A 26664-nucleotide genomic window follows, 5' to 3' on the forward strand; every position below is an offset into this window, starting at 1 on the left:
AAGATATGGATATATTATTTATAATACCGGCCCGTGGCGGAAGTAAAAGAATTCCGAAGAAGAATATAAGACAGTTTTTAGGTAAAGAAATTATTTCTTACCCTATCAAATCTGCCTTATCTTCGGCTTATTGTTCTAAGTTGATAGTATCTACAGATTCTAAAGAGATAAGTGAAGTAGCGATACGTTATGGTGCTGAAGTTCCTTTTTTAAGGAGTGAGAAAAATTCTAACGACTTTGCAACAACTTACGATGTGATTGAAGAAGTTTGTTCTAGCTTGATAGATATAGAACGGTATGAATACATATGCTGTATATACCCAACGTCTGTCTTTGTAACAACTAAAATGATTGATGAAGCTATAAGATTAGCTAAAGCTGAAGGTAAATCTGGAGCTGTATCAGTTTTAGAATATAGCCATCCTATACAAAGAGCCTTGTGTGTTGATGAATCAGGTAATCTGCGTTCGACCAATCCGGAGTTCTATAATAGTCGTAGTCAAGATTTAGAAAAGCACTATCATGATGCAGGACAATTTTATTTATTTAATTTGAACTCTGCAAGAATGGAAAAAAAATTAATTCTTAAAGAATCAATTCCAATCATTTTAACCTCAGCACAAGCTCAAGATATTGACACTGAAGAAGATTGGAATTTGGCAGAGATAAAGTATAGGCTGACTTATAATGTCTAATATCAAAAATATAGCTGTCCTAGGAGGCGCAGGACTTTTAGGTAAACCGTTAGTCTCTTATTTAAGAGGTAATGGATTCAATGTAACGAGTTACTCTAAAAGTAGTCCAGAATCTGATTATAATATTGATGTGGTTAACCATAGTGAATTAATTACAAAACTAGATGAATTAAGACCAGATTTAATTATTAACTTAGTTGCCTTAACTAACGTTGATTCTTGTGAAGAAAATGTAGCTCTAGCATATGAGATTCACGTTAAAGTTAATCAAGTACTATCAGATTATTGTAGTCAAAGAAATAAAAAAATAATTCACTTGTCAACAGATCACTTCTATGACGGCTATTGCTCAAAAGAATCGGATACCTATCCACAGAATGTCTATGGGTTAACGAAGTTAATGGGAGAGAAAGAGTTTAAAGACAATGATTCGGTTATACTTAGAACAAACTTTTTCGGAAAAAGCATAACCCAAGGTCGTAAGAGCATTACAGATGTAATGTATGAATCGACTCTAAGTGGAAAGGATATAACGTTATTCAATGATGTATACTTTTCTCCTCTTTCGATAGATTCTTTATGTAAAGTAATTGCTCATGTTATTTTGCATTGGAAATCAGGAATATATAACCTTGGTTCAAAAAACGGAATGAGCAAAGAAAATTTTGTACTGCAATTTTTAGAACAATGTGGAATTCATAATATTTCTTACGAAAGTGTATCCATTAAAGATAGTAATATTAAGGTTATTCGACCTAAAGACATGAGAATGGATGTAGAGCTATTTGAATCAACTTATGGTTATGATTTGCCAAATTTAATTAATGAAATTAAGACCGTAGCAGGAGATTACAATGAAGAGAAAGTTTAATAGAACAATTAAAATCGGTAATGACATAATCAGTAGAGAAGGGAAACCATATTTTATTGCAGATATCGGGGCAAACCATAATGGCTCGTTAGAAAAGGCGAAAGAACTGATCTATCTTGCTGCTGAATCAGGCGCTCACGCAGCTAAGTTTCAACATTTTAAAGCTGAAACTATAGTTAGTCGTAATGGGTTCGAACAACTGGGTTCTCAACAAAGCCACCAGTCAACTTGGAAAAAATCTGTTTTTGAAGTTTACAAAGATGCGTCAATCAACTTAGGGTGGACTGAAACATTGGTGGAAACATGTAAAGATGCTGGAGTTGAATTCTTCACTAGCCCTTACTCTTTAGATTTAGTTGATTATGTAGATCAATATGTACCAGCTTACAAAGTCGGTTCAGGTGATATTACATGGCCGCAAATCATACAAAAGATGGGAGAGAAGAATAAACCGTTATTGTTAGCGTGTGGTGCATCAACTTTGGATGAAGTGGATGCTGCAGTAAGTACGGCGTTACAATCAAGTAGTGACATTGTATTAATGCAATGCAATACAAATTATACGGCGTCATTAGATAATTTTAAACATATTAATCTCAATGTAATTAAGACGTTACGAGCAATGTACCCTGACGCAATTTTAGGTCTTAGTGATCATACTCCTGGTCATGCTACTGTGTTGGGGGCGATTGCACTTGGTGCAAATGTTATTGAAAAACACTTTACAGACAATAACTTGAATGAAGGTCCAGATCATAAATTTGCAATGAACCCTCAAAGTTGGAGAGAAATGGTTGACCGCTCAGAAGAGCTCTATCTTGCACTGGGTGATGGAGTTAAGAGAGTTGAGGATAATGAAGTAGAAACTGTTGTAGTACAACGCCGATCAATTAGGGTAAAAGAATCTTTACCGACAGGACACATCATCCAAGAGAGTGATCTTGAATGCTTAAGACCATGCCCTAAAGACGGAATAGAGCCGTATCACTTCGATGAGGTTTTAGGTAAAAAACTAGTAAGTTCTATCGATAAAGGCGAGTATTTAAAGTGGAATCAGCTCAAGTAGCAATTGTTATTCCTGCATATAATGAAGCTAAGACTATAAAAAAGGTAATCAGTGAGCTTAATGATGAGCTTGCTGGTTATAACTTTCGTGTGATTGTCGTAAATGATTGCTCTATTGATGAAACTAGATCTGAAGCTCTTACAGCAGGGGCTCTAGTGTTAGATCTAGATGTCAACCATGGCTATGCTGGAGCAATAGAAAAAGGACTAAATTATGTTTCAAGTTTAGCTGAATTCAAATATGCACTAACTATGGATGCTGATGGTCAACACCATCCTCGCTCAGTTAGGGCCTTTATTGAGCTTCTTGAGTCAGATAGTACCGCGATGATTATTGGTAAGCGAGAAAAAGCTGCTCGTTTTGGAGAATGGTTATTTAGTCGAGTACACAGCTTCTTACTTGGTGTCAAGGATCCTCTTTGTGGTCTCAAATTATATTCACTCAACGATTACCGAAAGATTGGTTATTTCGATAGTTATGATTCCATAGGTACAGAACTTATGGTGAATCTAATTAAGAATGGAGTGAAATACAATCAAGTTGAAATAGAGATCAGAGATAGAGAAGATGCAGCTAGATTCGGCAATGGAATGAAAGTCGAGTTTAGGTTGATTAAAAGTTTAATAAGATCGATTAAACATATAATATTATAATTATATTGAAAAAATAGTTTAACACCAAACATATTTCTAATTATTTATTGGGTAGAGGTTGTTTGGTGTTTATGTTTAATGTTCTACAAATATGTTAATATAAACTAGATATCATGGTAAAGTTAATAACGAGAGAAAATTATATTGGGATCAATTATTAGATTAATAACTGCTGGGGTTAGGTTTCTTTTCTTACTTTTTTTATCATATTCTGGAAATGAAAGCATTATTGCTTTTTTAGCGTTGTCATATGCTATACATGGATTTTTAGTTTTTATATTACCTTGTGATTATTATGTCAGTGTTATTCATTATTATAGGAATTTCAGTAGAGAGTCATTGAGTAAAATTGCTGAGCATTGGGTTTTTCTATCTATATCTACAATGTTAAGCTTAATTACTTCCATTATTGTTATATTAACTCTTAATTTAGATATTATATATTTGAGCTTAGCATTTATCATTGCTTTTGATTGCATTAATAGTGAATTGAATAGGATCTTGATTGCGAAAGGTGAAAATCTTGTATCTGCAATCTTTTTGTTTTTTCGATGGGCTGCTTGGCCAATAATAATTACAATTCAAATTTTCTATGAGATAGCAATTAGTAATTTAATGGTCAGTACTTATTGGCTTATTAGTGTAACTTTAACCATGATTTTTTGTACTTGGTTTTGTTTGAAAGATATCTCAGGGCTATTACTTTCTTTTGTATTTAGAGTTCAAATTAAATCTATTTATATAGCTTTTAAAAAAGGGCTTAGTAACCTTGGTAGTACTATTTCACTAAGAGCTATCTTCACTATAGACAGATTTGCTGTTTCGTATATATATAATGAAAAAACACTGGTATTGTACCAACTTTCTTTATCTCTTGTATCAATCTCGACCATACTCGTGGATTCAATTACTGTTCCGAAATATTATGGTGAGTTTTTTAATAAAAACATTTATAGAAAAGACTTAATCGCTAAATTTATCAAAAGTGTAGCGTTTATGGTGACTGTTAACCTTTTCTTTCACGTTGGACTTCTGTTGGTTATTGATTGTTTTAATATAAACATGACAATACCTCGCACATACGAACTTGTCCCTTTTTATCTTTTTAATCTTGTTTTTTTATCTATTTACCCATTCAGCTATTTAAATATAAGAGATGGTAAACTTATATTTAACACAAAAATGTCCGTATTATCTCTTTTGGTTTTTCTCATTTGTGTACTTATAGTATTGATATTGAAATTAGACTATTATTGGTTCTCATGGATTATATTTTTATCGTTTTCTTCCAATCTTGCTTTGAGAGTTATTTATGAAAAAAGAGAGAATTAACTGGTTTTACAATGGAACCTTAACAAAAGAAGAGCAAGATGGACACTCTGTAGTGAATGTTAATCTAATTAAGAAATTGTTGTTGAAGGATTGTGATATTGATTTTTTTTATATTTCAAAAAAAACTGATGCGGAAACAGAGGTATTTGTAACAAGTCTTGGTGTCAAAAATGTAACTAATATCAAGCCAAAAGGCATAGGGGGACGTTTAGCTAACTTGATTTTCCCCAAAAAATGTAAGTCTAAGGTAAAAGTTGTGTATGGTTCTAATGCCGTTATGGATCATGTATGTATTGATTATGAAAACACTATTCTCATTGCCGGAGATGTAGAATCACGCAAGTGGATTCAAAACAAAAAACCAACAACATTTCATAATTATTTAATAAACAAAATTAGAGAATCTAGATATAGGAAGTTTTCATCAGTTGTTATTTATAACGATGTAGACGCTCAGTTTTTAAACTTTAAGTCTAATCTGATAATAAATCCGGTGTGCTACAATGGATATGTAAAACAAAATACAGAGGTAGATATTAAATATTATGATATTATATTTACAGGCAACTTTTCTTATCAACCTAATTTAGATGCGGCAAAATATTTAATCAATGAATTCTCTAGAGGACCTTATAAATTGGCGCTGGTTGGCTTTAATGCGGACCTTTTGGGGGAGGTGAAATCTGATTATATTATTATTAAAGATTCAGTACCATCAGTTGAAGATGAATTGGATAAAGCCAAGATTTTTATTTCACCTTTAAGGTATGGTACTGGTGTTAAAAATAAGGTGTTATCTGCTATTAATGTAGGGATACCAATTATTGCTACTAATGTATCTATTGAAGGAATTCCAGATATTCATAATTTTTCTTCTGTTATGTGCTCTTATGATCGAAAAGAACTAATTAATCTGGTTGAAAAAACGCTGTCTGATTATGATTCTTATAAAGAAGAAGCGAATAAGACTAAAGATTACTATGACGCTTTAATGTCTTGGGAAAGTTTTGCGGAAATTTTAAATTGTAAATTGAGAGATAAATGCTAAAGTTAGCCTTACTTCTGTCATCAATAAAGCTACCTCTTGGAATTCCATTTTTTTTAAATGCGATCACACTACCTTTAGGTTTTCTTTATTTGAGTAAATTGAGACACATAGATAAATCATATATATTTATTCTAACTCTTCTACTTAGTGGTATTGTTGGTAATTTTATTTTTGGTTTTGATATACAGTCATTAGCAAGAACATTTCAAATACTACTAATGGTTTTGTTTTCAATTTATTTATCTAAGAACCTATATAAAATAGATTATAAGTTAGCACTTTATTTCGCAATAGTACTCTCTTTTATTTTTATTTTAGAGTTAGCATTCAATATTAGATACTATCGTGAAATAATGGGATTAGCTATACCTAGGCTAGCCGGTGCTCATGGAGACCCTAACTATAACTCAGTATTTATTGGGGCCATTCTTTGTTTTTACGTTATTAAGGTAAGAAAGATAACTCCTTTAACCGTATTTCTAATTTTATTAGCAATTCCTGGTTTCTCTCGTGGAGCTATATTAGGATTAATTGGATTATTTTTTACTATATATTTTTATGGATCTTTTGCAAGGAAGTTATCATTACTTTTGCTTTTATTGTTATTTTCTCAACCTTTGTTGATTGAGACTCTATTCACCTTATTACCGCAAGAGGATTTAATTGCACTTAACTTTCTATCCTCTGGTAGGTTATCGCATTGGCATGCATATTATAGTATTGCTTTAGACAATTTTTTTGGTGTTGGATATTTTATTGGTCAGCAGATCGAGGTTAATTATTTAGATTATGATTTATTCAAATATGCTAAACCACAACAAGCGCATAGTATGTATTTTAGTTCCATTGCTGACTTTGGGATAGTAGGGTATTTTTCTCTTTTTCTGTTTTTTATCCTGCTATACAATAGAGCAAAGCTTTGTCGATATAAATTGGGTGTTTTGAATAATTTACTTTTAGCCTTTTCTTCTCTTAATTTTTTAGGAGAGGTATCATTCTGGATTTTAGTTTCATTAATACTTATGCAAGAAGGATTCCAAGAGCAAGCGAAAGAGCATTGAAATTAAAATTGAGCATTTCTATTTTGGAGGTCATTTATACAATGAAGCATAATTGTTTTTTTCTCTTTGTACTATTTAGGAAGCTCTTTGAGTTCATAAAAGATTTTAGAAGAAAATGTGATAAAGGTTACTATCGATATATTTACAGGATACCAACGTCTTTCATCGCCGGCTATTCAGTTAACATTCACGGTGAAGGTGAGTTAATTGTTGGTGAAAATTCTTATATTGGCACGAACTCTGCGATTAATTTAGCAAAGGAATGCAGTGTTAGTATTGGAGATAATGTATCCATTAGCCATAATGTAAGAATTTATACAACAACAAAAGAATCAATTAAGGATCCTTGTGGTAATTCGAAAGTTAGGAATCGTGATGTAAATATTGGCAACAACGTTTGGGTTGGCGCTAACGTGGTCGTTTTACCTGGGGTAACTATTTGTGACAATGTTACTATTGGTGCGAACTCTGTTGTGTATAAAAGTATCGAAACTCCCGGCGTATATACATCATCCACAATGAACTTTATCAAAGGTTACTAAATATAATGATTTTCGATCGACTGAAGTTTGTAGAAAAAAATTTCTCTAGTATCCCTTTTACTAGTAAAGAGTACTTTATAACAACCCATGAATCAATTTATGATAAAATTGACTTTAGATTGATGATCAAGTCGATTATTAAGTTAGTTGGTTCTGTATCAGGTTCGCTGTGGTTAAAAAATAATAAACAAGGGGATTATTTTGTCTATCATGGTGGGCTTAAAACGAAGTTAGAAATGGAGAAGCTTTTTAGTGAAGGGTTAAGCATTCATACTGTATCTGATAAGCACACTGATAACTCCGACTCTGCAAAAAGATTTTCCAGCTTAATATATGTACTCGATAAAAAATTCATTAAAATTTTTAATAGTTTGATTTTTGATTCTTCTATTTCGTTTAGACTTAAAGTTTTAATGCTGTCTGACTTATTTTGGAATTATGGATATTATAGTTATTTTAAGAAGGCTATTCTCAATAAAAAAAATGTGTTGTCCTTTTTTTCTACGTCCCAGTTAGCTTTTTCTTTACACGAAGCTTGCAAAGATATTAATAAACCTTTTATTTTTTACTCTTGGGGAAGTAACCAAGGTTTCGAAGAGTTTAAATATTCATCTGCAGATATAACTTTAGTGAAGAATAGTTATGACTTTAATTTGTTTTCTAGAATAGGAAGTTATGGAAAACTTATAAAGTTTGGTGATTTATCTTTATCTGATGTTAAAAATACTAGGGATTTATTCATAAAAAATGCCGCAAGAATTTTAATTGTTGATACATGTTTAAGTAGTAAAGTTAACGCAGAAAAGAAGTTCATTATTTATAAGCGAATCTTTGATTCACTTTCATCTGTTTCTTCTACCTTCACGGTTAGACCTCATCCTGCAACTAGAGTTTGCGAACTTTCAGAACTTCTTTCTAAATTCAGTGGTGATTTCCTGATGGAAAATGAAAAAAGTATATTTGAACAAGCACAGGACGCTGATTTAGTTATAAATATTAACTCTACCGTTGGAATACAATTGATTTCTTTAGGCATTCCTGTCTATGAGATTTACGATGAGGGGTATGCCTACGGGTATCTTAATGAAGAATATCCGGGTCTTGTTTTTTCAAATAAAAATAATGTTTATCCAGGCGACAAGGTTTTTTTTAGTGAGAAATTGGAAAGCTTTATGTTAAGTCAGGGGATTATGCCTGCTGATTTGTCTTTATTGAAGAATTGTTTACGGCGTTGTTAAATGAAAACTAGAAATAGAAAAATTTTAATATTTGAGGACTCATCTCAATGCTACTTTGGAGGTGGGCAAAAAGTAACACTCCAAACAATAAATGTGTTGAAAAATATATATGAAGAGATAATCGTTTACGATTATTCTGAAAATTCTGTCTTTGTGAAAAAAGTTCAAGAACTTGGAATTGAGGTTGTTTTTTTGAAAAAAATACAATCTCCATTTTTCCTTTTTAATTATATTTACAATATCATTGCTTTTTTATTTAAGGTTAAGGGAGGTGGAGCTGATTTTTATATATCAACTAAAATGGGAATTATCTATACCCCATTGATGTGTTTATTAGGAAGTGTGTTTTACCATGTACACAATGTAGAAGTAAAAGGGTCAATTAAAGCAAACTTAATGAGAATGCTGATATTTGTTGATAAAATTATTTGTGTCTCACACTCTGTTAAAGAAAGTTTGCCAAGTTTTATACAAAAAAAGGAGTCAACCCTAGTAGTATATAACTATTTTGATGGTCAATTTAATCGCGATGTCTCTATTGGTAAATATAAAAAAATAGTTTTTCTTGGTAGTTTGAATGGTATTAAAGGCGTGGATATCGCAATTAAAGCCTTTCGGAATTCTCGTCTAATTCCTAATGACTTTCAGTTTATTATTTGCGGAGATGGAGACAAGAAAAATGATTTGATGGCCTTGTCTAAAGGTGATGATAGAATAGTGTTTAAGGGGTTTGTTGATGATATCGAGAATGTACTGACTAAACATAGTGCATTGATTTTGCCGACTGTAATATCTGAGGCGTGCCCAATGTCAATAATCGAAGCTACATTTAACACGATCCCAGTAATAACAGGAAATATCGGTGGTCAAAAAGAACTTTTAGATATATCTAATTATGGGTTTTGTTTTGAGAAAGGCGATGTCGAGTCATGTATGAAGGCAATGGAAAAATTGCTCGACTCAAACATTATGTCCACTATGAATGTGAATCAAAATACAGAACAATTTCGCAAGATTTTTTCTAGAGAAAATTATATTAAATCGATAGGCAACGTTTTCAATAGGGGCAAGTGTGAAGAAGAAGTTACTGGTAGTAAATAAACAGTATCACCCTTTTGTTGGTGGTGTAGAAACTGTTGCCAAACAATATGCAGAGTGGGGTGTTGATTCTGGTTTTGATGTGACTGTACTATGTTTGACAACACAAAAAAATAAGAGAGTTGAAACGGAGGTTATAAATGGAGTTAAGGTTGTTCGAGTTTATAGTTTTTTGAAGATTTATTCTCTTCCTCTCTCTTTGAGTTTCTTTTACCATTTGTATAAAATGACGAAAAGCGCAGATATAGTACATGCTCATTACCCTTTTCCTCTGTTTGATATAATTTTTCCATTTTTGTCTCGAAAACCTAAGTATATTGTAACTTGGCACAGTGATATCATTAGGCAAAAACTCTTCCGAATCATCTTGTCTCCCTTTACTAAATATATGGTCAGTAAAGTTAAAATTACAACCACATCTCCAAAAATTAGACAGTTTTCTGGTTTATTGAGTAAAAAGGATTGCAGTGTTTTACCTCTATCAATTGAACCTCCAAAAGAAATGTCCTATAAGGGTGTTCGCATTGCAAAAGTTGATGCGTTAGGTCGATTAATTCCTCAAGATTTTGCGCTTTTTTTGGGGCGTTTTTCTTATTATAAGGGCGTTAAATTTTTACTTGATACCTGCCGAGATAATTTGCCCAAAAACGTTAATGTTTTAATGGTTGGTAGTGGAGAAATGTTATCTTATGCAAAAGATTTTATTCAACACAATGACATGAATAATGTGTTTCTGGTCGAAGGTCATGTTTCTGAAGAGGAAAAACACGCTTATTTCGAGTTGTGTAAGTTCTTTATTTTTCCATCAATTTTTCGATCAGAAGCCTTCGGTATTACACAATTAGAGGCAATGTCACACTCCAAACCTGTAATCAACACTCTTTTGAATAGCGGTGTTCCTTGGGTTTCTCAACATGGGATTACGGGTTTAAGTGTACCTGTTAATAATAAAGAGAAACTATCAGATGCTATTGCTTTGTTGTATAGTGATGCTTCTTATACAATGAAGTTAGGTAATTCAGCAAAAGAAAGGTCTAGACTTTTTGAAACAAGTGAAATAAAACAAAGATACATCGAGTTTCTCAATTTTTGAATTGTTTTTAAAAATTATTACGTGAATTTGAATTATATTTAAGGTTAATGCTTCAAGTTTTTGGAGTACGTACTTTAATATAACATTTTGGTTTTATCAGAACTACTTCTATAAAGTGGAATTATAATTTAATTAATGAGTTGAGTATGATTGTCCCAGTAATAATGGCCGGTGGATCCGGCAGTCGTTTGTGGCCTTTATCTCGAGCTAAATATCCTAAACAATTTTTAGCAATTACAGGCGAACAAACAATGCTTCAACAAACATTGAAGCGGGTGGAAGGATTAGAACATAGTGCGCCATTTGTTATCTGTAATGAAGAACATCGATTCCTAGTGGCCGAGCAACTTCATCGCATTGATAGTTGTCACAGTGGGATACTATTAGAACCAGTAGGGCGTAATACTGCCCCTGCGATCGCTTTAGCAGCAAAATTTGCCCTATCTGAAAAACAAGCTGAAGATGTTTTAATGCTGGTTCTTGCTGCTGACCACGTGATTAAAGATACGCAATCGTTCCATCAATCGGTACAAGTAGCAATTCCGTATGCCTTGCAAGGGAATATGGTGACTTTCGGTATCAAAGCGAATGCACCAGAAACAGGTTATGGTTACATTAAAACCGGTGCTACAGTTACCGTTGAGGATGAAAGTCGAGGTTTTAGTGTCGATAGTTTTGTCGAAAAGCCTAACCTTGAGACTGCACAGGGGTATTTAGACGATGGTAGGTACTTGTGGAACAGTGGTATGTTCTTATTCAAAGCTTCTACCTATCTTGAAGAGTTGGGGAAGTTCCGACCAGATATCCTGAAGGCATGTGAAAGTGCATACGAAAGTCATTTTGAAGACTTAGACTTTATTCGTATGTCACCTGAACTGTTCTCACAAATTCCAGACGAATCAATAGATTTTGCGGTAATGGAAAACACAGAAAAAGCTGTTGTCGTTCCAATGGACGCAAATTGGAGTGATGTTGGTTCTTGGTCTGCACTCTGGGACGTTAATAATAAAGATGAGCAGGGTAATGCTACTCGTGGCGATGTCTTAACTGAACAGACTCAAAATAGTTATATTTACTCGCAAGATAAACTCGTTGCTACCGTTGGCATTGAAAATCTTATCGTTGTAGAGACAAAAGATGCGGTCCTAATAGCAGATAAAGATAAGGTTCAAGATGTAAAGTCGATTGTAAATCAGTTGAAGCAGAAAAATCGAGCTGAGTGCCAACAGCATCAACAAGTATACCGTCCATGGGGGGGCCATGAGACGGTATCTGAAGGCGAGCGTTACCATGTAAAGCAAGTGCTAGTGAAACCTGGAGAGAAAACTGCTCTTCAGATGCATCATCACCGAGCGGAACATTGGGTTGTCGTGTCAGGTACGGCTAAAGTGACAAAAGGTGATGAAATTTTCCTTCTTACTGAGAATCAGTCCACGTATATTCCTGTAGGTACCGCGCACGCGATAGAAAATCCAGGTCGAGTTCCCTTAGAGCTCATCGAAGTTCGCTCAGGATCTTACTTAGAAGAAGACGATATTGTTCGTTTTGATGAGCAAGCATCTAAGTTTGGTGGTGACTACTAAGTACTTATTAAGAAAGGATATTATGGCAACAAAATTAATCAGTAGTGAAGTGCTTGGTGCTTCAGGCGTTCAGTTTGGTACTAGTGGCGCGCGAGGACTCGTTACTCAGTTTACATCGGATGTTTGTGCTGCATTTACTCACGCATTTGTGGCATCAATGCGTAGCAATTTCACTTTCAATCAAATGGCAGTGGCAATTGACAACCGCCCTAGCAGCCCAGCAATGGCAAAAGCAGTAATTCAAGCGCTTACCGATGCAGGTGTTGACGCCGTTTACTATGGTGTTGTACCCACCCCTGCTCTAGCTTTTACCGCAATGCAAGATAATATGCCTTGTATCATGGTGACTGGGTCTCATATCCCATTTGACCGCAATGGAATTAAGTTCTATCGTCCAGATGGAGAGATTACTAAAGCAGATGAACAAGCAATCTTAACCGAGAAGGTAGACTTTAGTGCTATCAATGACCTGCCTGAGTTAACGATTAATTTCCGTGCGGCAGAGCTTTACCGAGCACGTTATACCGATTTGTTTGATGCAGATTTACTGGCAGGGAAGCGTGTTGGTATATATGAGCATTCAAGTGCCGGGAGAGATATTTACCAAGGACTTTTTGAATCGCTTGGGGCTGAAGTTATATCATTGGAGCGTACTGACGAATTTGTTCCAATTGACACTGAAGCCGTTGCTGAATCTGATAAGGAAAAAGCACGCAGTTGGTCGAAGAAATATAATTTGGATTTTATATTTTCGACTGATGGAGACGGTGATCGTCCTTTAGTTGCTGATGAGAGCGGCGAATGGTTGAGAGGTGATATCCTAGGCTTACTTTGTTCGCAAGCGCTTCAAGTCGATGCATTAGCAGTTCCTGTTAGTTGCAATACTATTATTGCTGAATCCCCTGAATTTAAAGCCGTATCTAAAACACGAATTGGCTCGCCTTATGTTATCGCTGAATTTTCCGAATTAGCCAAAACTTATAAAAGAATTGCAGGGTTTGAAGCTAACGGAGGATATTTGCTCGGGAGTAACGTTTTGGTGAATGGGAAATCTCTAAAAGCACTGCCAACCCGAGATGCTGTTTTACCTGCGCTTATGCTGCTCTTTTTAGCGAAAACATCATCAATCAAAAGCTTGGTAAGCAATCTCCCACAGCGCTTTACGCATAGTGACCGTATTCAAAACTTTGCAACTGAAAAAAGTTTATCGATATTGGAAAGTGGTCGTCAAAACACTAAACAGCTATTAGATTCTCTAGGGTTGTCAGAGGTTAATGCTGTTAGTATTGATAATACTGACGGATTAAGATTAGAGCTATCTAACTCTACAATCATCCATTTACGTCCGTCTGGTAATGCTCCTGAACTTCGTTGTTATGCGGAAGCTGAACGAATGGAAGATGCTATTGCTTTGGTGGATAAAGTGTTAGGAAATATCAGATTAGTTTAGTTTTTGAGCACTTAATATTTATAGGTAACCAATAATGGAGCTATGCGCTAAAGCATAGCTCTATCTTTTTGAGCGTCAGTTTTATGATTTACACTTTAAATAACCCAGTAAAGAACTTTCCTTGGGGAAGTCGTACTGCGATTCGAGACTACTTTGGTATCGATAATTCAAATTTAGAGCACCAAGCTGAAATATGGATGGGAGCTCATCCCTCCGCTAGCTCCAGTGTTTCTCAAGCTGGTGTTGATATCTCTTTATGCGATGTTATTGCCAGTAACCCAGACTATTGGCTAGGGAAGGAAACCAAGGAGAATTTCTCATCGCTTCCTTTTCTTATGAAAGTCCTAGCAGCAGAAGAGCCGCTATCGATACAAGTTCACCCATCGAAAAAAGCTGCCGAATTAGGCTTTGCTAAAGAGAATGAGCAAGGGATACCTCTAGATGCAGCAAATCGCAATTATAAGGATGCTAATCACAAGCCTGAGCTTGTTTATGCTCTCACTCCTTATTTAGCTATGAATGGTTTTCGAGAGTTTAGAGAGATTGTTACAAACTTTGATGCTATTGGCCTTCCAGTGCTAGAAGATCTTTTTCAGCCTTTTAAACAAGATCCTAACCCACGAACTCTTGCTGAGTTTTTTGCTGCTATTCTTGCGCTAGAGGGGGAACTTAAAGCGCAGGCAATTAGCCAGCTTCTTAACTCGTTAAAAATGATAGATAAAGACCATTTTGCATACCAAGCTTCATTGCTTATCTCTCGCTTTTCTCATCTTTACCCTGAAGACGTTGGCTTGTTTGCTCCGTTGTTTTTAAATGTTATTGAGTTACAACCAGGCGAGGCCATGTTCTTGTATGCTGAAACCCCTCATGCCTATATCCATGGATTAGGTGTGGAAGTCATGGCTAACTCTGATAATGTTTTGAGAGCAGGTTTAACGCCTAAACATATTGATGTTGAAGAGTTAGTAAAAAATACACAGTTTAAGCCTATTGCTTTTGAAAACTTGATTTTGAAACCAACTGATAATCAAATGGATCGAGAGATTTACCCTGTACCTGTTAAAGATTTTAAATTTGATGTATTGAATCCTCAGAACTCAATTTCTTTAACAACATCCTCACCAGAGATACTGTTGTGCTTATCGAATCAAGTGACGCTTATTACAGGTATGGAGAGTAGGGTGTTGTGCAAAGGGGAATCTGTAGTTCTTCCTGCATCGTTAGGTGAATATTGCATTTCAGGAAAAGGTTCTATCGCAAGAGCTTATTGTTAGGTGGCTATGAAAGTTTCGATAATTACCGTTTGCTATAATTCTTCAGCAACAATAGAAGATACGATTAAATCCGTTAAATCTCAGACATATAAAGACATCGAGTATATCATTATCGATGGTGGTTCCACAGACAACACTAACCAAATTATCAATAACTATTCAGAATGTGTTGATATACATATCAGTGAAAGTGATGAGGGGCTGTATGATGCGATGAATAAGGGTATAGGAATGGCGACAGGCGATGTTGTTGGGATCCTTAACTCCGATGATTTTTTTTGTACTGAACATAGTGTTGCGGATCTAATATCTGGATTTGTTTCTGACGATATCGATGGTGTTTATTCTGATCTAGTTTACGTACAAGAAAAAGATACTTCTAAAGTAACTCGTCTCTACAGTTCAAAGGTATATAAGCAGTCACTTATAAAGTTCGGTTTGATGCTGCCGCACCCAACTTTCTATGTTAAGCGTAGTGTCTATGAGAAATGTGGATTATATAAAACGGATTATAGAGTCGCTGCAGATTTTGAGCTAATTGCGCGTTGCGTATCTAAAGGTACTAAACTCAACCGAGTACCCAAAATAACTGTAAAGATGCGTGAAGGAGGGATTAGCTCAAGCGGCTTGTTGTGGAGAGTCCATCAAAATGCCGAAATAGTACGAGCGTGTCGAGATAATGGTATTTATACAAACATAGCGATGGTTGCGTTGAAACTACCCTACAAAATATTCACGTTATTAACTAGAAAATTTGTGAGTGTTTAGTTATGACTATATTGGTTACGGGAGCAACAGGTTTTGTTGGTCAAAACCTTACTCAATTAAATCAAAACTTTCGTTGTGTTATTCGTGCGGGTGAACATCATTCCTTTGCTGATAGTTATACGGTTTCGACGATAGATGCATCGACGGATTGGAGTAACTGTTTTGAGGGTGTTGATGCCATTATTCATTTAGCTGGGCTAGCACACAATAAATCATATACGGATGCTGAATATCGAGCTGTAAATACCGATGGTACACTAAGGTTAGCTTTAAAAGCTGCTGAGGCTGGTGTTAAGCGCTTTGTTTTTGTCAGCTCAATTGGTGTGAATGGGACTAACTCTTACGATAGTGCTTTTTTACCTAGTGACGTAGCTGACCCTCACAACTCTTATGCACAATCAAAGCATGAGGCGGAATTAGGGCTTTGGGATATATCTAAACAAACAGGGTTAGAAGTCGTGGTCGTTCGACCAACGTTGGTCTATGGTCCTAATGCTCCTGGTAATTTTGGTATGCTTACGAAGCTAGTCAATAGTATCCCCTTTCTGCCATTTGGCTTAGCTAATAATCGTAGAGACTTCATATCAGTCGGTAATCTGGTTGATCTCTTAATTGTGTGTGCCAAACACAAAAATGCACCCGGAAATATATTTTTAGCAAGTGAGAGCAATACAATCTCGACAAGAGATTTTGTTAACGCTATTGCAGCTGGGCAAGATAGAAAAGTGTTTCAAATCCCAATCCCAGTTAGTTTTATGCGTCTTGCGGGTCTCGTGATTGGAAAGTCAGCAATGATTGAACAATTGTTCGGAAATTTAGAGGTCGATTCCTCTAATCTGAAAGATATATTAAATTGGACACCTCCATATTCTATGAAGGATTCCATGGCCATGTTACGTAAATAGGAACTAGATAAGTAATGATTCGTTTTATTGATTTTTTTGCAGCTTTTTTTGGGTTGCTTTTTTTATGGCCGGTACTTCTTATCGTTATCATTATTGGTTTCTTTGACACAGGCTCCCCGATTTTTGTGCAAGAGCGCGTTGGGCGCAATAAAAAACCATTTAAGTTGGTTAAGTTTCGTACTATGTCGGTAGATACTCAATCGGTAGCGAGCCATTTAGCGAGCAACGCATCTATTACTAAGCTTGGTTTTTTTCTGCGCAAGACAAAGATTGATGAATTACCGCAGCTCATTAATGTTTTGAAAGGTGAAATGAGTCTTGTGGGACCTCGTCCAAACTTGTTTAACCAGCACGAACTGATCATTGAGCGCGACGCGCTTGGTGTTTATGATGTGCTACCGGGAGTCACCGGACTGGCTCAAGTTCAAAATATCGACATGTCCACACCAAGTTTATTAGCAAAAACTGATAAAAAAATGATCGATACATTAACACTAAAAGATTATTTCAAGTATATCATGATGACCGCAACAGGGAGTGGTTCTGGTGATGCGGTAAAGTAGGAAGCAGAAAAGTGCTATGATGGAGCGGTGGCAGCCGTTCTTTTGCGTTTTATTGTATCTATCTCTTACTATTCGCGTTCGCCTCTATTCCGGTGAGAGTTCTGTTTTCGTGTTAAACTAATGCATGCTATCTCCGATAAAACCACACACAAGAATTATTATGCAACGTCTACAATTTATATGGCAACTTTCTCGAACTAACAAAAGAATTGTTAGTGTATTGATCGATATCATATTGATCTTTATGGCTTTTCATTTGGCAATCCTAGTTCGTTCTGGAGAAACCAACTATTTCACTTATCCTGAAGTTTGGGGAATTCAAATTGGGGTAACAGTAGTTACGATCGCTGTTTTTGCTCGATTGGGACTTTACAGAGCAGTTCTCCGCTACTTAACCTTTCAAGCGTTATTTGTTGTAACTGCTGGAGCTGTTATTTCTGCTACGCTTGTTGCTGCTCTTAGTTTCTATATGAGCGACCCTTTTCCAAGAACAGTTCCTATCATCTATGGTGCATTTCTTGCTCTTTTCTGTGGGGGACCCCGTGTCATAGTTCGTTCTTTGATTGCTCAAAGCTATTCAACGCACAGTAAAGAGGTTCTCATTTATGGTGCAGGATCTGGGGGGCGACAATTGGCGATGGCATTAAGAAGTAGTGGAGACTATCGCGTAAGAGCATTTATTGATGGTGACTCAACTCTTTGCAATACGATGATCTTAGGGTTGCCTGTTATTGCTATTGAAGACGCAATGCCCCTCATAAATAAATATGATGTTTCTCAAGTCTTACTCGCAGTGCCAAGTGCTAAACGTTCACGTCGTAAGGTTATTCTGGACGAATTAGCTAAGTTACCTGTTGAAGTACTCACGGTCCCTGATATGACAGATATTGTGTCAGGTAAAGCTAAAATTGATGAGCTTAAGGACGTCGCGATTGAGGATTTACTTGGGCGAGATCCAGTAGCGCCTCAACAAGTGTTGCTAGAAGCGAATATCAAAGACAAAGTGGTTATGGTGACAGGTGCTGGTGGTTCTATTGGCTCTGAGCTGTGTCGTCAAATTGTAGAGCAGTCTCCGAAATCTATCGTTTTATTTGAGCTATCTGAATTTGGCTTGTATCAAATTGACAGAGAGTTGAATCAACTTAAGTTAGAGAAAGGACTAACTTGTGACATTATTCCTTTGCTCGGCTCGGTACAGAGACAGCATCGCTTAGAAACCACGATGTCTTCTTTCAAGGTCCAAACGGTATATCACGCCGCTGCATATAAACACGTTCCGTTGGTTGAGTTCAATGTAATAGAAGGTGTTCGCAACAATATTTATGGGACTTATTATACCGCATGCGCAGCGATTAAAGCTGGCGTTGAATCATTTGTATTGATCTCTACTGATAAAGCTGTCCGTCCTACTAACGTAATGGGCACAACCAAACGAATGGCTGAACTAGGACTACAAGCCCTTGCTGACCAAGAAAATGCAAAATCAAATGGGACTCGATTCTGTATGGTGCGATTTGGCAATGTTCTCGGCTCCTCTGGTTCAGTTATTCCCGTATTTAAAAAGCAAATTGCATCTGGTGGGCCGGTAACGGTCACTCATCCTGAGATCACTCGCTTCTTCATGACAATTCCTGAAGCTGCGCAGTTAGTCATTCAGGCTGGTGCAATGGGTAAAGGGGGCGATGTATTTGTTTTAGACATGGGTGAGTCAGTAAAAATTACAGACTTAGCATGTAATCTCATTCAACTGTCTGGTCTTGAAGTAAAATCTGAGACTAATCCTCATGGTGATATTGAGATTCAATTCTCCGGCCTTCGTCCGGGTGAAAAGCTTTATGAAGAACTGCTCATCGGTGATAATGTCAAACAGACAGCGCATGAGCGAATAATGACTGCTCATGAGGTTCATTTACCTCTAGAAGAATACGAGTTGTTATTGAGCGAGCTCGACTTTGCCTGCCATAGTATGGATCACGAGAATATCCGTACATTATTGTTAAATGCCCCTACTGGTTTTAATCCTACAGATGGTATTGGCGATTTAGTCTGGAGCCATAATCAATTGGAATTAAATCTGGTTGATACAGAGCTCGTTGTAAACGAATAGACACTTAGTGTCCGTTTGTTTTTATCGGCTGATGCCGCTTAGTCCTTGATAACAAAGATCTTTAGATTGCTTAAGAGTTGTGCTGCTTAATTCGAATAAGTATAACTCTTAGAACTAGGGTAAAATTATGAAAATCGCTGTTGCCGGCACTGGCTACGTAGGGCTTTCCAACGCTATGTTGTTAGCTCAAAATCATGAAGTGGTTGCACTAGATATCATTCCTGAAAAGGTTGAGTTGCTAAATAAAAAACAGTCCCCAATTGTTGATGTTGAGATTGAAGATTTCCTTAAGAATAAGGAACTAATCTTTACTGCAACAACGGATAAGCAGCAAGCTTATCAAGAGGCAGACTATGTTGTGATTGCTACTCCCACGGACTATGATGCCGTTACGCATTACTTTAATACTTCTTCAGTTGAAGTTGTGATTAAAGATGTTATGTCTATCAACCCTGATGCAGTAATGGTGATTAAGTCTACTGTTCCTGTTGGCTATACTGCTCGAATTAAGGAAGAATTGGGGTGTGAGAATGTCATTTTCTCACCTGAGTTCTTGCGAGAGGGCAAAGCGCTTTATGATAATCTTCACCCATCACGTATCATCGTTGGTGAACGCAGCGAACGTGCCGAAGTCTTTGCTCGCTTGCTGGTCGAAGGGGCTGTAAAAGAAGACATCCAAGTCTTATTTACAGACTCGACAGAAGCTGAGGCTGTGAAACTTTTCTCCAACACCTACCTTGCTATGCGTGTAGCATACTTTAATGAGCTAGATTCTTACGCAGAAGCTCATGGCTTGGATGCTCGTCAGATCATTGAAGGTGTTGGTTTAGATCCTCGTATCGGTAATCATTACAACAACCCATCATTTGGTTACGGTGGTTACTGCTTACCAAAAGATACTAAGCAGCTTTTAGCCAATTACCAAGATGTACCAAACAACATCATTGGCGCAATTGTGGATGCGAATCGTACCCGTAAAGACTTTGTGGCGGAATCAATCCTCAAGCGTGAGCCAAAAGTTGTCGGTATCTACCGCCTTATCATGAAAGCGGGATCGGATAACTTCCGCGCCTCTTCTATTCAAGGCATCATGAAGCGTATCAAGGCGAAAGGTGTTGAGGTCGTAGTTTACGAACCCCTGCTCAAAGAAGAAGATTTCTTTAACTCTCGAGTGATTAAAGACCTGAATGAGTTCAAACAAAGTGCGGATGTGATTGTTTCTAACCGCATGGTGGAAGAGTTAGCCGACGTAGCGGATAAAGTTTACACGCGCGACTTGTTTGGTAGCGATTAATCAATATTTGGTAAGGTCCTAGTTTGCTAGGACCTTCGTTCTTTGCTCTTGCTAAAGTGTTTACTTTGCTCTAATTAATAAACCACCTCAATTCCCTCTGCTTCCAACTTCACTCCTAGCTCTTTTTTTGCTTCTTTCTCTCCATGTATCAAATGCACGGCTTTTGGTTGTGCTGGAATACCAGTAACAAACTTCAATAAGTCGCTTTGGTCTGCATGTGCTGAATAACCAGAGATGGTATGGATCTGTGCGTTGGCTTCGATTGGTTGGTTATCGATATCCACCGTGTGGCTGCCTGATTGGATTTCTCGACCTAAGGTTCCTTGAGCTTGATAACCCGCAAACAACACATCATTTCTTTCGTCTGGTAAGAGTGCTTTTAAGTAATTGACGATTCTTCCTCCTTCGCACATACCGGATGCCGCGACGACAATTGCAGGCTCATCGGTGGAGGTTAGTCGATTCACTAATGCTTGATGTTCTCGATGGTTTTCTACAGTAATGCATTGTTCAAAGGCGAGGGGATGACGATGATTGTTGAGCTTTTGCTTCGCTTCTTTTCCCCACAGTTTTTTGAAACGGCGGTAGGTCTTCGTGACTCTTTTCGCAAGCGGTGAGTCTAGGATAATTGGTAAAGAAGACGACAAGTCGCGTTGGTGAATCAGTTGTTCAATATCGAATAACAGTTCCTGCGTACGACCTACGCTGAAAGCTGGGATCAGAATTACACCACCGTCTTGCAGTGCGTGATCGATAATGGCGTTCAAGCGCTCAGTCCGAGTGGCAATGTCTTCATGCTCTTTGTTGCCGTATGTGGACTCGATGAACAGATGGTCGGCACGCTTTTGTGGCTTCGGATCGGGTAAGAGTGGGGTATTGGACGGACCTAGATCGCCGGAAAACACGATGATTTCATGATTGGGGAGTTTGAATTCCACGTAAGCGGAACCAAGAATGTGCCCTGCAGGTTGAAAGCGCAGATAACATTGTTTGCCAAGTGGCAGCCATTGTTGGTAGTCATGGGGTTTTAGCTGTTTTTTAATGACATTGAGGACTTGTTGACGCTGATGGTAGCTCAAACCCAGTTGCAGCTTTAATCCATCTTCTAGCATGAGCGGTACCAGTTCAGCTGTTGCTTTGGTGCAGTAAATGGGACCTTTAAATCCAGCAGCCAGTAACCAAGGTAGGCGTCCAATATGGTCGATATGAGCATGAGTTAGGACTAATGCTTTGATGTGTTTAACCGGAAATTCAATATCCAATGATGCCCTGCGCTTGCCAAAATGGATGTCTTTGCCTTGGAAGAGTCCGCAATCGATCAAGATGCTGCCGTGTGGCAGTTTCAGTTCATGACAAGAGCCAGTGACGGTATGTTTCCCACCATGATGAATGACACTGGCGATGTCTGATATTGGTGTTGTCATGTCGATTGCTCCTCCTTGAACAAGTATCAGTAACTATAAATCCAGTGTGCAGGGTAAGTGAATAGAGTTCGTTGGTTGGATGGAATTGAGTGAGAATAACTGGAAGTGCGATTAGGTTCTTTGTTTTGATGTAAGGCGTTTTTCGTTACTTAACTTTGGGTTTGACACATGCGGTTAGTAGATTCCTGATGTCGCTTAGGCTCCTCGGAATGACGGGATTCTCATAGGTTATGTCTGTTGTTTTGCTGGTTTGATTTGGGGGCGTGCGGAGAATAGATTCCTGATGTCGCTTCGGCTCCTCGGAACGACAAAACTCATTAGATCGTAGGCAAACAAAAAGGGATGCGTGATGCATCCCTTTGTTATTTCTGCTTAATAAAAGCGAAATTAAGCTTTAGCTGCTGCCGCTGCTTTAGCGATAGCTACGAAGCTCTTAGCGTCTAGAGAAGCGCCGCCAACTAGAGCACCGTCGATGTCTGGTTGTGAGAAGTAAGCTTCAGCGTTTTCTGGTTTAACAGAACCGCCGTATTGGATGATTACTTGTGCTGCAACTGCTTCGTCTTTCGCTGCGATTAGTGCGCGGATAGAAGCGTGGATGCGTTGTGCATCTTCAGCTGTTGCTGCTTTACCAGTACCGATAGCCCAGATTGGTTCGTAAGCGATGATTGCGCCGTTTAGAGCTTCAACACCGTAAGTGTCGATAACTGCGTTGATTTGACGTGCACATACTGCTTCAGTTTCGCCAGCTTCGTTTTGAGCTTCAGATTCACCGATACAGAAAACAGGAGTTAGACCGTTTTCTTTTAGGAAGTTGAATTTCTTAGCGATGAACTCGTCAGATTCGTTGTGGTATTCACGACGCTCTGAGTGACCGATGATGATGTGAGTAGCACCGAAATCTTTCAGCATTTCTGGAGACATGTCGCCAGTGAAAGCACCGCTGTTGTTTAGGTCAGTGTTTTGAGCACCTAGGATGATCTTGTTACCGCCTTCAGCGATTAGACGCTCAGCTAGGTCGATGTAAAGAGCTGGTGGAGCTACTGCTACGTCAACACCTTCAACGCCTTCAAGCTCAGCGTTAAGACCAGTTAGCAGCTCAGTTACCATTGCTTTGCTGCCGTTTAGTTTCCAGTTACCCATCACTACAGGACGACGCATAGGAATATCTCCCTTATCTTTAATGTAAATAGTCTATTAATGTAAAAAATCTACGTAGGAATATAACAGAATAATATGAACAGATCATGATTGGTATCATGTCTTATGTGGCTTTCTCTCTCCGTCGGGAGTCGAAGTTGTTCTGTTATTTTTATCAAAAGCAATCGATTGGTGATCGCGTAGACAGAATGATAGTTCATTCCTCGGAAATTGCTGGCTAGATTGGTATTACTACGCACTGAATTTTTTATGTTGTAGAAAGGAATCAAAATGCCAAACTTAGTTTTAGAGTATTCGAACTCAGTGGAAGAGCGAGTCAATGTACAAGGTTTGCTGGAAGACTTACATAAAGCTGCGTTAGAGAGTGGCCTTTTTGAGTTGGCCTCTGTGAAATCAAGAACGTTAAGATGTCATAACTGGCTAATTGGTGAAGCGGGTGACAGTCTCGATTTTATCCATATCAATTTTGATTTGTTGTCTGGCCGAACGCCTGAACAAAAGCGAGAATTATCGCGAGCTTTAATGGTTGTGCTTCAAGAACAGGCAAGTCATGTGCACAGTTTAACGGTTAACATTCGAGATATGGATGTGGACAGCTTTCAAAAGGTGGTGAACTGAATATAAGGCTTGGCCGACGTTGTTCACGACTTGTTGTTTCTTCCCAAATTAACCCGACTCGGCTACTCTGTATTCTTTCTATTTTTGGATAAAAATTGATGTCGACTAAAGAGTTACTGTTTTCGTTTCACGGACGTATCGATCGCAAAACCTATTGGATTTGGAATGTGATTTACTATATTTCGATTATAGGTTTTGGTGCGGGTATCAGTAAGTTGTTTCCTGCGTTTTCTTACCTGTTACTGCCAATATTCTTGTTGGTACTGCTCATTCCTGATTTGGCTATTACGACAAAGAGATGGCATGACCGCGACAAGTCGATCTACTGGTTAGGCTTGAATATTCCTTTGGTGATTGGTCGCATCGCAACGCCGATGACAAGCCCAATGGCGCAAGAACCTTCAACGCCACAGCTATTCATTGCTTCGATTTCATTAATTTGTGGGCTTTGGATTTTGATTGAGTGTGGTTTTCTGAAAGGCACATCAGGCCCGAATAAATACGGTCCTGAGCCACAGTGATTTATGAGTGTGGGAGTCTGCCTAAGGTGTGACTCTCACATCAGTAGAAATCGTTTCTGTTGAAGGCGACTACGTTGTCTGTTTTAACCGACGTCGCTTTTCCTTGTAATGCTTCTCTGAACTTTGTGACTTGTTTTTGTAGTTCATTCATTAGCACGACGTTGGTGTGATGAGGGTTTTTACAGTTGCGAATCACACGATCAATATGGCTTTGCTGAGCCCATAAGCGTGGTTGCATCGTTTCTGAGGCGCTTTCTATCATTTCTTTTGCCATCTCGTGGCGAAATTGTTCAAAGCCTTCTGGATCGCTTTCGGCCATCTGAACCAGTTCATCAAATGAGGGTAATACTTGCGTTGTGTGAGTATGTAGAGTTCTCATCCCTTTCTCCAAATCCATATGGATACTCGTGTTCAATACTACAAGCGTACACCACAGGAATCAGAGTAAAGGATGAATCATTGGCCTGTCTCATTTATAAGAGAGAGCGAAAGGGCCGAAATCTAAGCGCGGATTCGGTAAACGCAGCGACGTTGACCGCTAATGATATGCTCGGTACGCTCGACGGTCGTGTCGTCTCCGAGTAAGGACTGGAACACACTCAGTTCAGATTTGCATAAACTAGGGCAACGCGTGGCGGCTTTACAAATCGGGCAGTGATTCTCGATCAAGATAAACCCGTGCTCATCTTGTTCAAGCTCTGCCATGTAGCCTTCTTTTTCGCGCAGAAAAACCAAAGTTTCCAGCTTGCTTTCTAAAGACTCACATTGGTCGAGGTGCTGGCGATAGTTTTGTAAAGTCAGTTTTTCGCGCTCGGAGGTAACTTTGTCGAGGCCATCTTTACCGAAGATGTGTTCCACGGCTTCGATAAATTGGATGGTGAGTTCGCCATGACGATCGGCGAATTGCTCATGTCCCTTCTGGGTTAAAGACCAATGGCGAGTAGGGCGTCCGACTTTGACTTTTACATCGTGAATCGACAGGATGCCTTCATCTTCTAAACCTTGCAGGTGCTGGCGAGCACCCATGGTTGTCATCCCAAGCTCAGAAGAGAGTTGTTTTGCAGTGACAGACCCGTCACGCTTAACGATTTGCAATATCCTATCTACGGTCTTCATATTCCCACCATTTGTATTTCCGTACACATTATGCGCGATAGGCTTAGTAAAGAAAAGTGTTGACTTAACTTGAGTGGGGATTTGGTGAGCCAAAAACAAAAAGGGTCGGCACTTTGCCAACCCTCTGCGATGCTGAACCTAAAAATTACAGAATGATATCGCGAACTTCTGGATCTTTGCGCTCTAAGTAATGGGTCGACTTGATGCGGCGAATGGTACGGCAACGACCTCGCACGAGTAGCGTCTCTGTCGTCGCAATATTACCTTGGCGAGAAATCCCCTCTAGCAAGTCACCTTTTGTAATGCCTGTTGCTGAGAAGACGACGTTGTCGCTGCGCGCCATGTCTTCCATTTTTAGGACGACGTTGGCTTTTACGCCCATTTCTTCACAACGTTGTAGTTCAGCCGCACCGTAAATACGGTTTTCTTCTGTGTCGCCTTTCACTTCGTGGCGAGGTAGAAGGCGGCCATGCATGTCACCATCAAGTGCGCGAATCACCGCTGCGGATACCACCCCCTCTGGTGCACCGCCAATGCAGTACATGAGGTCCACTTCACTATCTGGCATACACGTTAGGATGGAAGCTGCAACGTCGCCATCTGGCACCGCGAAGACACGCACACCCATCGCCTGCATTTCAGCTATCACATCATCGTGGCGAGGTTTTGCTAGAGTGATGACAACCAGAGTGTCCAGCGTTTTATTTAGCGCACCAGCAACGTTTTCTAGGTTTTCTTTCAACGGCTTTTCTAGATCGATCACGCCTTTCGCACCTGGGCCAACAACCAATTTTTCCATGTACATGTCAGGTGCTTTTAAAAAGCTGCCTTTTTCACCCGCGGCAAGCACTGCCAATGCGTTTGATTGACCCATTGCAGTCATGCGTGTGCCTTCAATAGGGTCAACAGCGATATCCACTTCATCGCCACCTAGACCAACTTTCTCACCGATGTATAGCATTGGTGCATCATCGATTTCACCTTCACCAATGACAATTTCACCACTGATGTCTGTTTTGTTCAGTAGAGTGCGCATAACTTCAACAGCAGCGCCATCGGCTGCGTTTTTGTCACCACGGCCAAGCCATTTGTAACCAGCGAGTGCAGCACCTTCAGTTACACGAGAAAATGCCATTGCTAAATCGCGTTTCATGATGTCTCCAAGTAAGCAATAGGGAAGAGGAAT

Annotated in this window: 26 protein-coding genes; 21 read left to right on the plus strand and 5 right to left on the minus strand. The window is 38.4% G+C overall.

The features are described 5' to 3' along the window. Positions 1-5 precede the first annotated feature (5 nt). The 19 genes from pseF to DYB02_RS02475 all read left to right on the plus strand — a co-directional run bounded on the left by pseF (position 6) and on the right by DYB02_RS02475 (position 20641). Entirely contained in the window at positions 6-695 is a 690-nt protein-coding gene (gene pseF, locus DYB02_RS02385) for a pseudaminic acid cytidylyltransferase (protein WP_029803644.1), read from the plus strand. Next, the gene (locus tag DYB02_RS02390) at positions 688-1566 is read left to right on the plus strand and encodes a dTDP-4-dehydrorhamnose reductase family protein (protein ID WP_029803646.1); all 879 of its coding nucleotides are present in this window, start codon (positions 688-690) and stop codon (positions 1564-1566) included. The genes pseF and DYB02_RS02390 overlap by 8 nt, the downstream gene beginning before the upstream one ends. Beyond that, positions 1550-2632 (plus strand): N-acetylneuraminate synthase family protein, encoded by a 1083-nt coding sequence (locus DYB02_RS02395; RefSeq protein WP_029803648.1) that lies wholly within the window; start codon positions 1550-1552, stop codon positions 2630-2632. The genes DYB02_RS02390 and DYB02_RS02395 overlap by 17 nt, the downstream gene beginning before the upstream one ends. Beyond that, entirely contained in the window at positions 2614-3285 is a 672-nt protein-coding gene (locus DYB02_RS02400) for a glycosyltransferase family 2 protein (protein ID WP_029803649.1), read from the plus strand. Before DYB02_RS02395 ends, DYB02_RS02400 begins: the two co-directional genes overlap by 19 nt. Before the next feature lie 339 nt (positions 3286-3624). Next, positions 3625-4617 (plus strand): hypothetical protein, encoded by a 993-nt coding sequence (locus tag DYB02_RS02405; protein ID WP_029803651.1) that lies wholly within the window; start codon positions 3625-3627, stop codon positions 4615-4617. Beyond that, positions 4598-5665: a glycosyltransferase gene (locus tag DYB02_RS02410; protein ID WP_029803652.1), complete on the plus strand. Its 1068-nt coding sequence runs from the start codon at positions 4598-4600 to the stop codon at positions 5663-5665. Before DYB02_RS02405 ends, DYB02_RS02410 begins: the two co-directional genes overlap by 20 nt. Beyond that, positions 5659-6726: an O-antigen ligase family protein gene (locus tag DYB02_RS02415; RefSeq protein WP_029803654.1), complete on the plus strand. Its 1068-nt coding sequence runs from the start codon at positions 5659-5661 to the stop codon at positions 6724-6726. The genes DYB02_RS02410 and DYB02_RS02415 overlap by 7 nt, the downstream gene beginning before the upstream one ends. Before the next feature lie 41 nt (positions 6727-6767). Further along, on the plus strand, positions 6768-7268 hold the full coding sequence (locus DYB02_RS02420) for an acyltransferase (RefSeq protein WP_077345716.1): 501 nt from the start codon (positions 6768-6770) through the stop codon (positions 7266-7268). A gap of 5 nt (positions 7269-7273) precedes the next feature. Continuing rightward, positions 7274-8506: a glycosyltransferase family protein gene (locus tag DYB02_RS02425; RefSeq protein ID WP_029803658.1), complete on the plus strand. Its 1233-nt coding sequence runs from the start codon at positions 7274-7276 to the stop codon at positions 8504-8506. Further along, positions 8507-9607 (plus strand): glycosyltransferase family 4 protein, encoded by a 1101-nt coding sequence (locus DYB02_RS02430; protein ID WP_029803659.1) that lies wholly within the window; start codon positions 8507-8509, stop codon positions 9605-9607. It begins immediately after the preceding gene. Further along, positions 9579-10697, plus strand: coding sequence for a glycosyltransferase (locus DYB02_RS02435; RefSeq protein ID WP_029803661.1), 1119 nt, complete (start codon positions 9579-9581; stop codon positions 10695-10697). The genes DYB02_RS02430 and DYB02_RS02435 overlap by 29 nt, the downstream gene beginning before the upstream one ends. Positions 10698-10843: 146 nt before the next feature. Further along, a complete protein-coding gene (locus DYB02_RS02440; protein WP_029862006.1) occupies positions 10844-12280 on the plus strand; it encodes a mannose-1-phosphate guanylyltransferase/mannose-6-phosphate isomerase in 1437 nt (478 codons plus the stop codon). A 22-nt stretch (positions 12281-12302) separates the two neighbouring features. After that, positions 12303-13730 carry a phosphomannomutase gene (locus DYB02_RS02445; protein ID WP_029803665.1) on the plus strand — a complete coding sequence of 476 codons (1428 nt, stop codon included), beginning with the start codon at positions 12303-12305 and terminating at the stop codon, positions 13728-13730. An 83-nt stretch (positions 13731-13813) separates the two neighbouring features. Beyond that, positions 13814-15004, plus strand: a complete 1191-nt coding sequence (gene manA, locus DYB02_RS02450) for a mannose-6-phosphate isomerase, class I (protein WP_025586892.1) — start codon at positions 13814-13816, stop codon at positions 15002-15004. A 6-nt stretch (positions 15005-15010) separates the two neighbouring features. After that, positions 15011-15772 (plus strand): glycosyltransferase family 2 protein, encoded by a 762-nt coding sequence (locus DYB02_RS02455; RefSeq protein WP_005496904.1) that lies wholly within the window; start codon positions 15011-15013, stop codon positions 15770-15772. 2 nt (positions 15773-15774) lie between these two features. After that, entirely contained in the window at positions 15775-16677 is a 903-nt protein-coding gene (locus tag DYB02_RS02460; protein ID WP_005496906.1) for an NAD-dependent epimerase/dehydratase family protein, read from the plus strand. 14 nt (positions 16678-16691) lie between these two features. Continuing rightward, entirely contained in the window at positions 16692-17240 is a 549-nt protein-coding gene (locus DYB02_RS02465; protein ID WP_005496908.1) for a sugar transferase, read from the plus strand. A gap of 160 nt (positions 17241-17400) precedes the next feature. Next, positions 17401-19347, plus strand: coding sequence for a polysaccharide biosynthesis protein (locus DYB02_RS02470; RefSeq protein ID WP_029803668.1), 1947 nt, complete (start codon positions 17401-17403; stop codon positions 19345-19347). A gap of 127 nt (positions 19348-19474) precedes the next feature. After that, positions 19475-20641 carry a nucleotide sugar dehydrogenase gene (locus DYB02_RS02475; RefSeq protein WP_029803670.1) on the plus strand — a complete coding sequence of 389 codons (1167 nt, stop codon included), beginning with the start codon at positions 19475-19477 and terminating at the stop codon, positions 20639-20641. A gap of 74 nt (positions 20642-20715) precedes the next feature. On the opposite strand, the gene DYB02_RS02480 is transcribed toward DYB02_RS02475, so the two are convergent. Together DYB02_RS02480 and tpiA are read right to left on the minus strand one after the other, a co-directional pair. Then, positions 20716-22065 carry an MBL fold metallo-hydrolase RNA specificity domain-containing protein gene (locus tag DYB02_RS02480; protein ID WP_029803671.1) on the minus strand — a complete coding sequence of 450 codons (1350 nt, stop codon included), beginning with the start codon at positions 22063-22065 and terminating at the stop codon, positions 20716-20718. A 387-nt stretch (positions 22066-22452) separates the two neighbouring features. Then, positions 22453-23223, minus strand: coding sequence for a triose-phosphate isomerase (gene tpiA / locus DYB02_RS02485; RefSeq protein ID WP_029853148.1), 771 nt, complete (start codon positions 23221-23223; stop codon positions 22453-22455). A 270-nt stretch (positions 23224-23493) separates the two neighbouring features. Between tpiA and DYB02_RS02490 the strand changes: the two genes are divergently transcribed. Together DYB02_RS02490 and DYB02_RS02495 are read left to right on the plus strand one after the other, a co-directional pair. Then, entirely contained in the window at positions 23494-23841 is a 348-nt protein-coding gene (locus tag DYB02_RS02490) for a 5-carboxymethyl-2-hydroxymuconate Delta-isomerase (protein WP_005496920.1), read from the plus strand. Positions 23842-23939: 98 nt separating this feature from the next. Then, entirely contained in the window at positions 23940-24362 is a 423-nt protein-coding gene (locus DYB02_RS02495) for a DUF805 domain-containing protein (protein WP_005458874.1), read from the plus strand. A gap of 40 nt (positions 24363-24402) precedes the next feature. On the opposite strand, the gene DYB02_RS02500 is transcribed toward DYB02_RS02495, so the two are convergent. From DYB02_RS02500 to glpX, 3 genes are all read right to left on the minus strand, one after another. Next, complete coding sequence (locus tag DYB02_RS02500; protein ID WP_015296168.1) at positions 24403-24759, minus strand: DUF3135 domain-containing protein; 357 nt, start codon at positions 24757-24759, stop codon at positions 24403-24405. Positions 24760-24863: 104 nt separating this feature from the next. After that, positions 24864-25478, minus strand: coding sequence for a helix-turn-helix transcriptional regulator (locus DYB02_RS02505; RefSeq protein ID WP_005484031.1), 615 nt, complete (start codon positions 25476-25478; stop codon positions 24864-24866). 145 nt (positions 25479-25623) lie between these two features. Beyond that, positions 25624-26631 carry a class II fructose-bisphosphatase gene (glpX, locus tag DYB02_RS02510; RefSeq protein ID WP_021449542.1) on the minus strand — a complete coding sequence of 336 codons (1008 nt, stop codon included), beginning with the start codon at positions 26629-26631 and terminating at the stop codon, positions 25624-25626. Positions 26632-26664: the final 33 nt, after the last annotated feature.

It is taken from the genome of Vibrio parahaemolyticus, from assembly GCF_900460535.1.
Taxonomy (GTDB): domain Bacteria; phylum Pseudomonadota; class Gammaproteobacteria; order Enterobacterales; family Vibrionaceae; genus Vibrio; species Vibrio parahaemolyticus.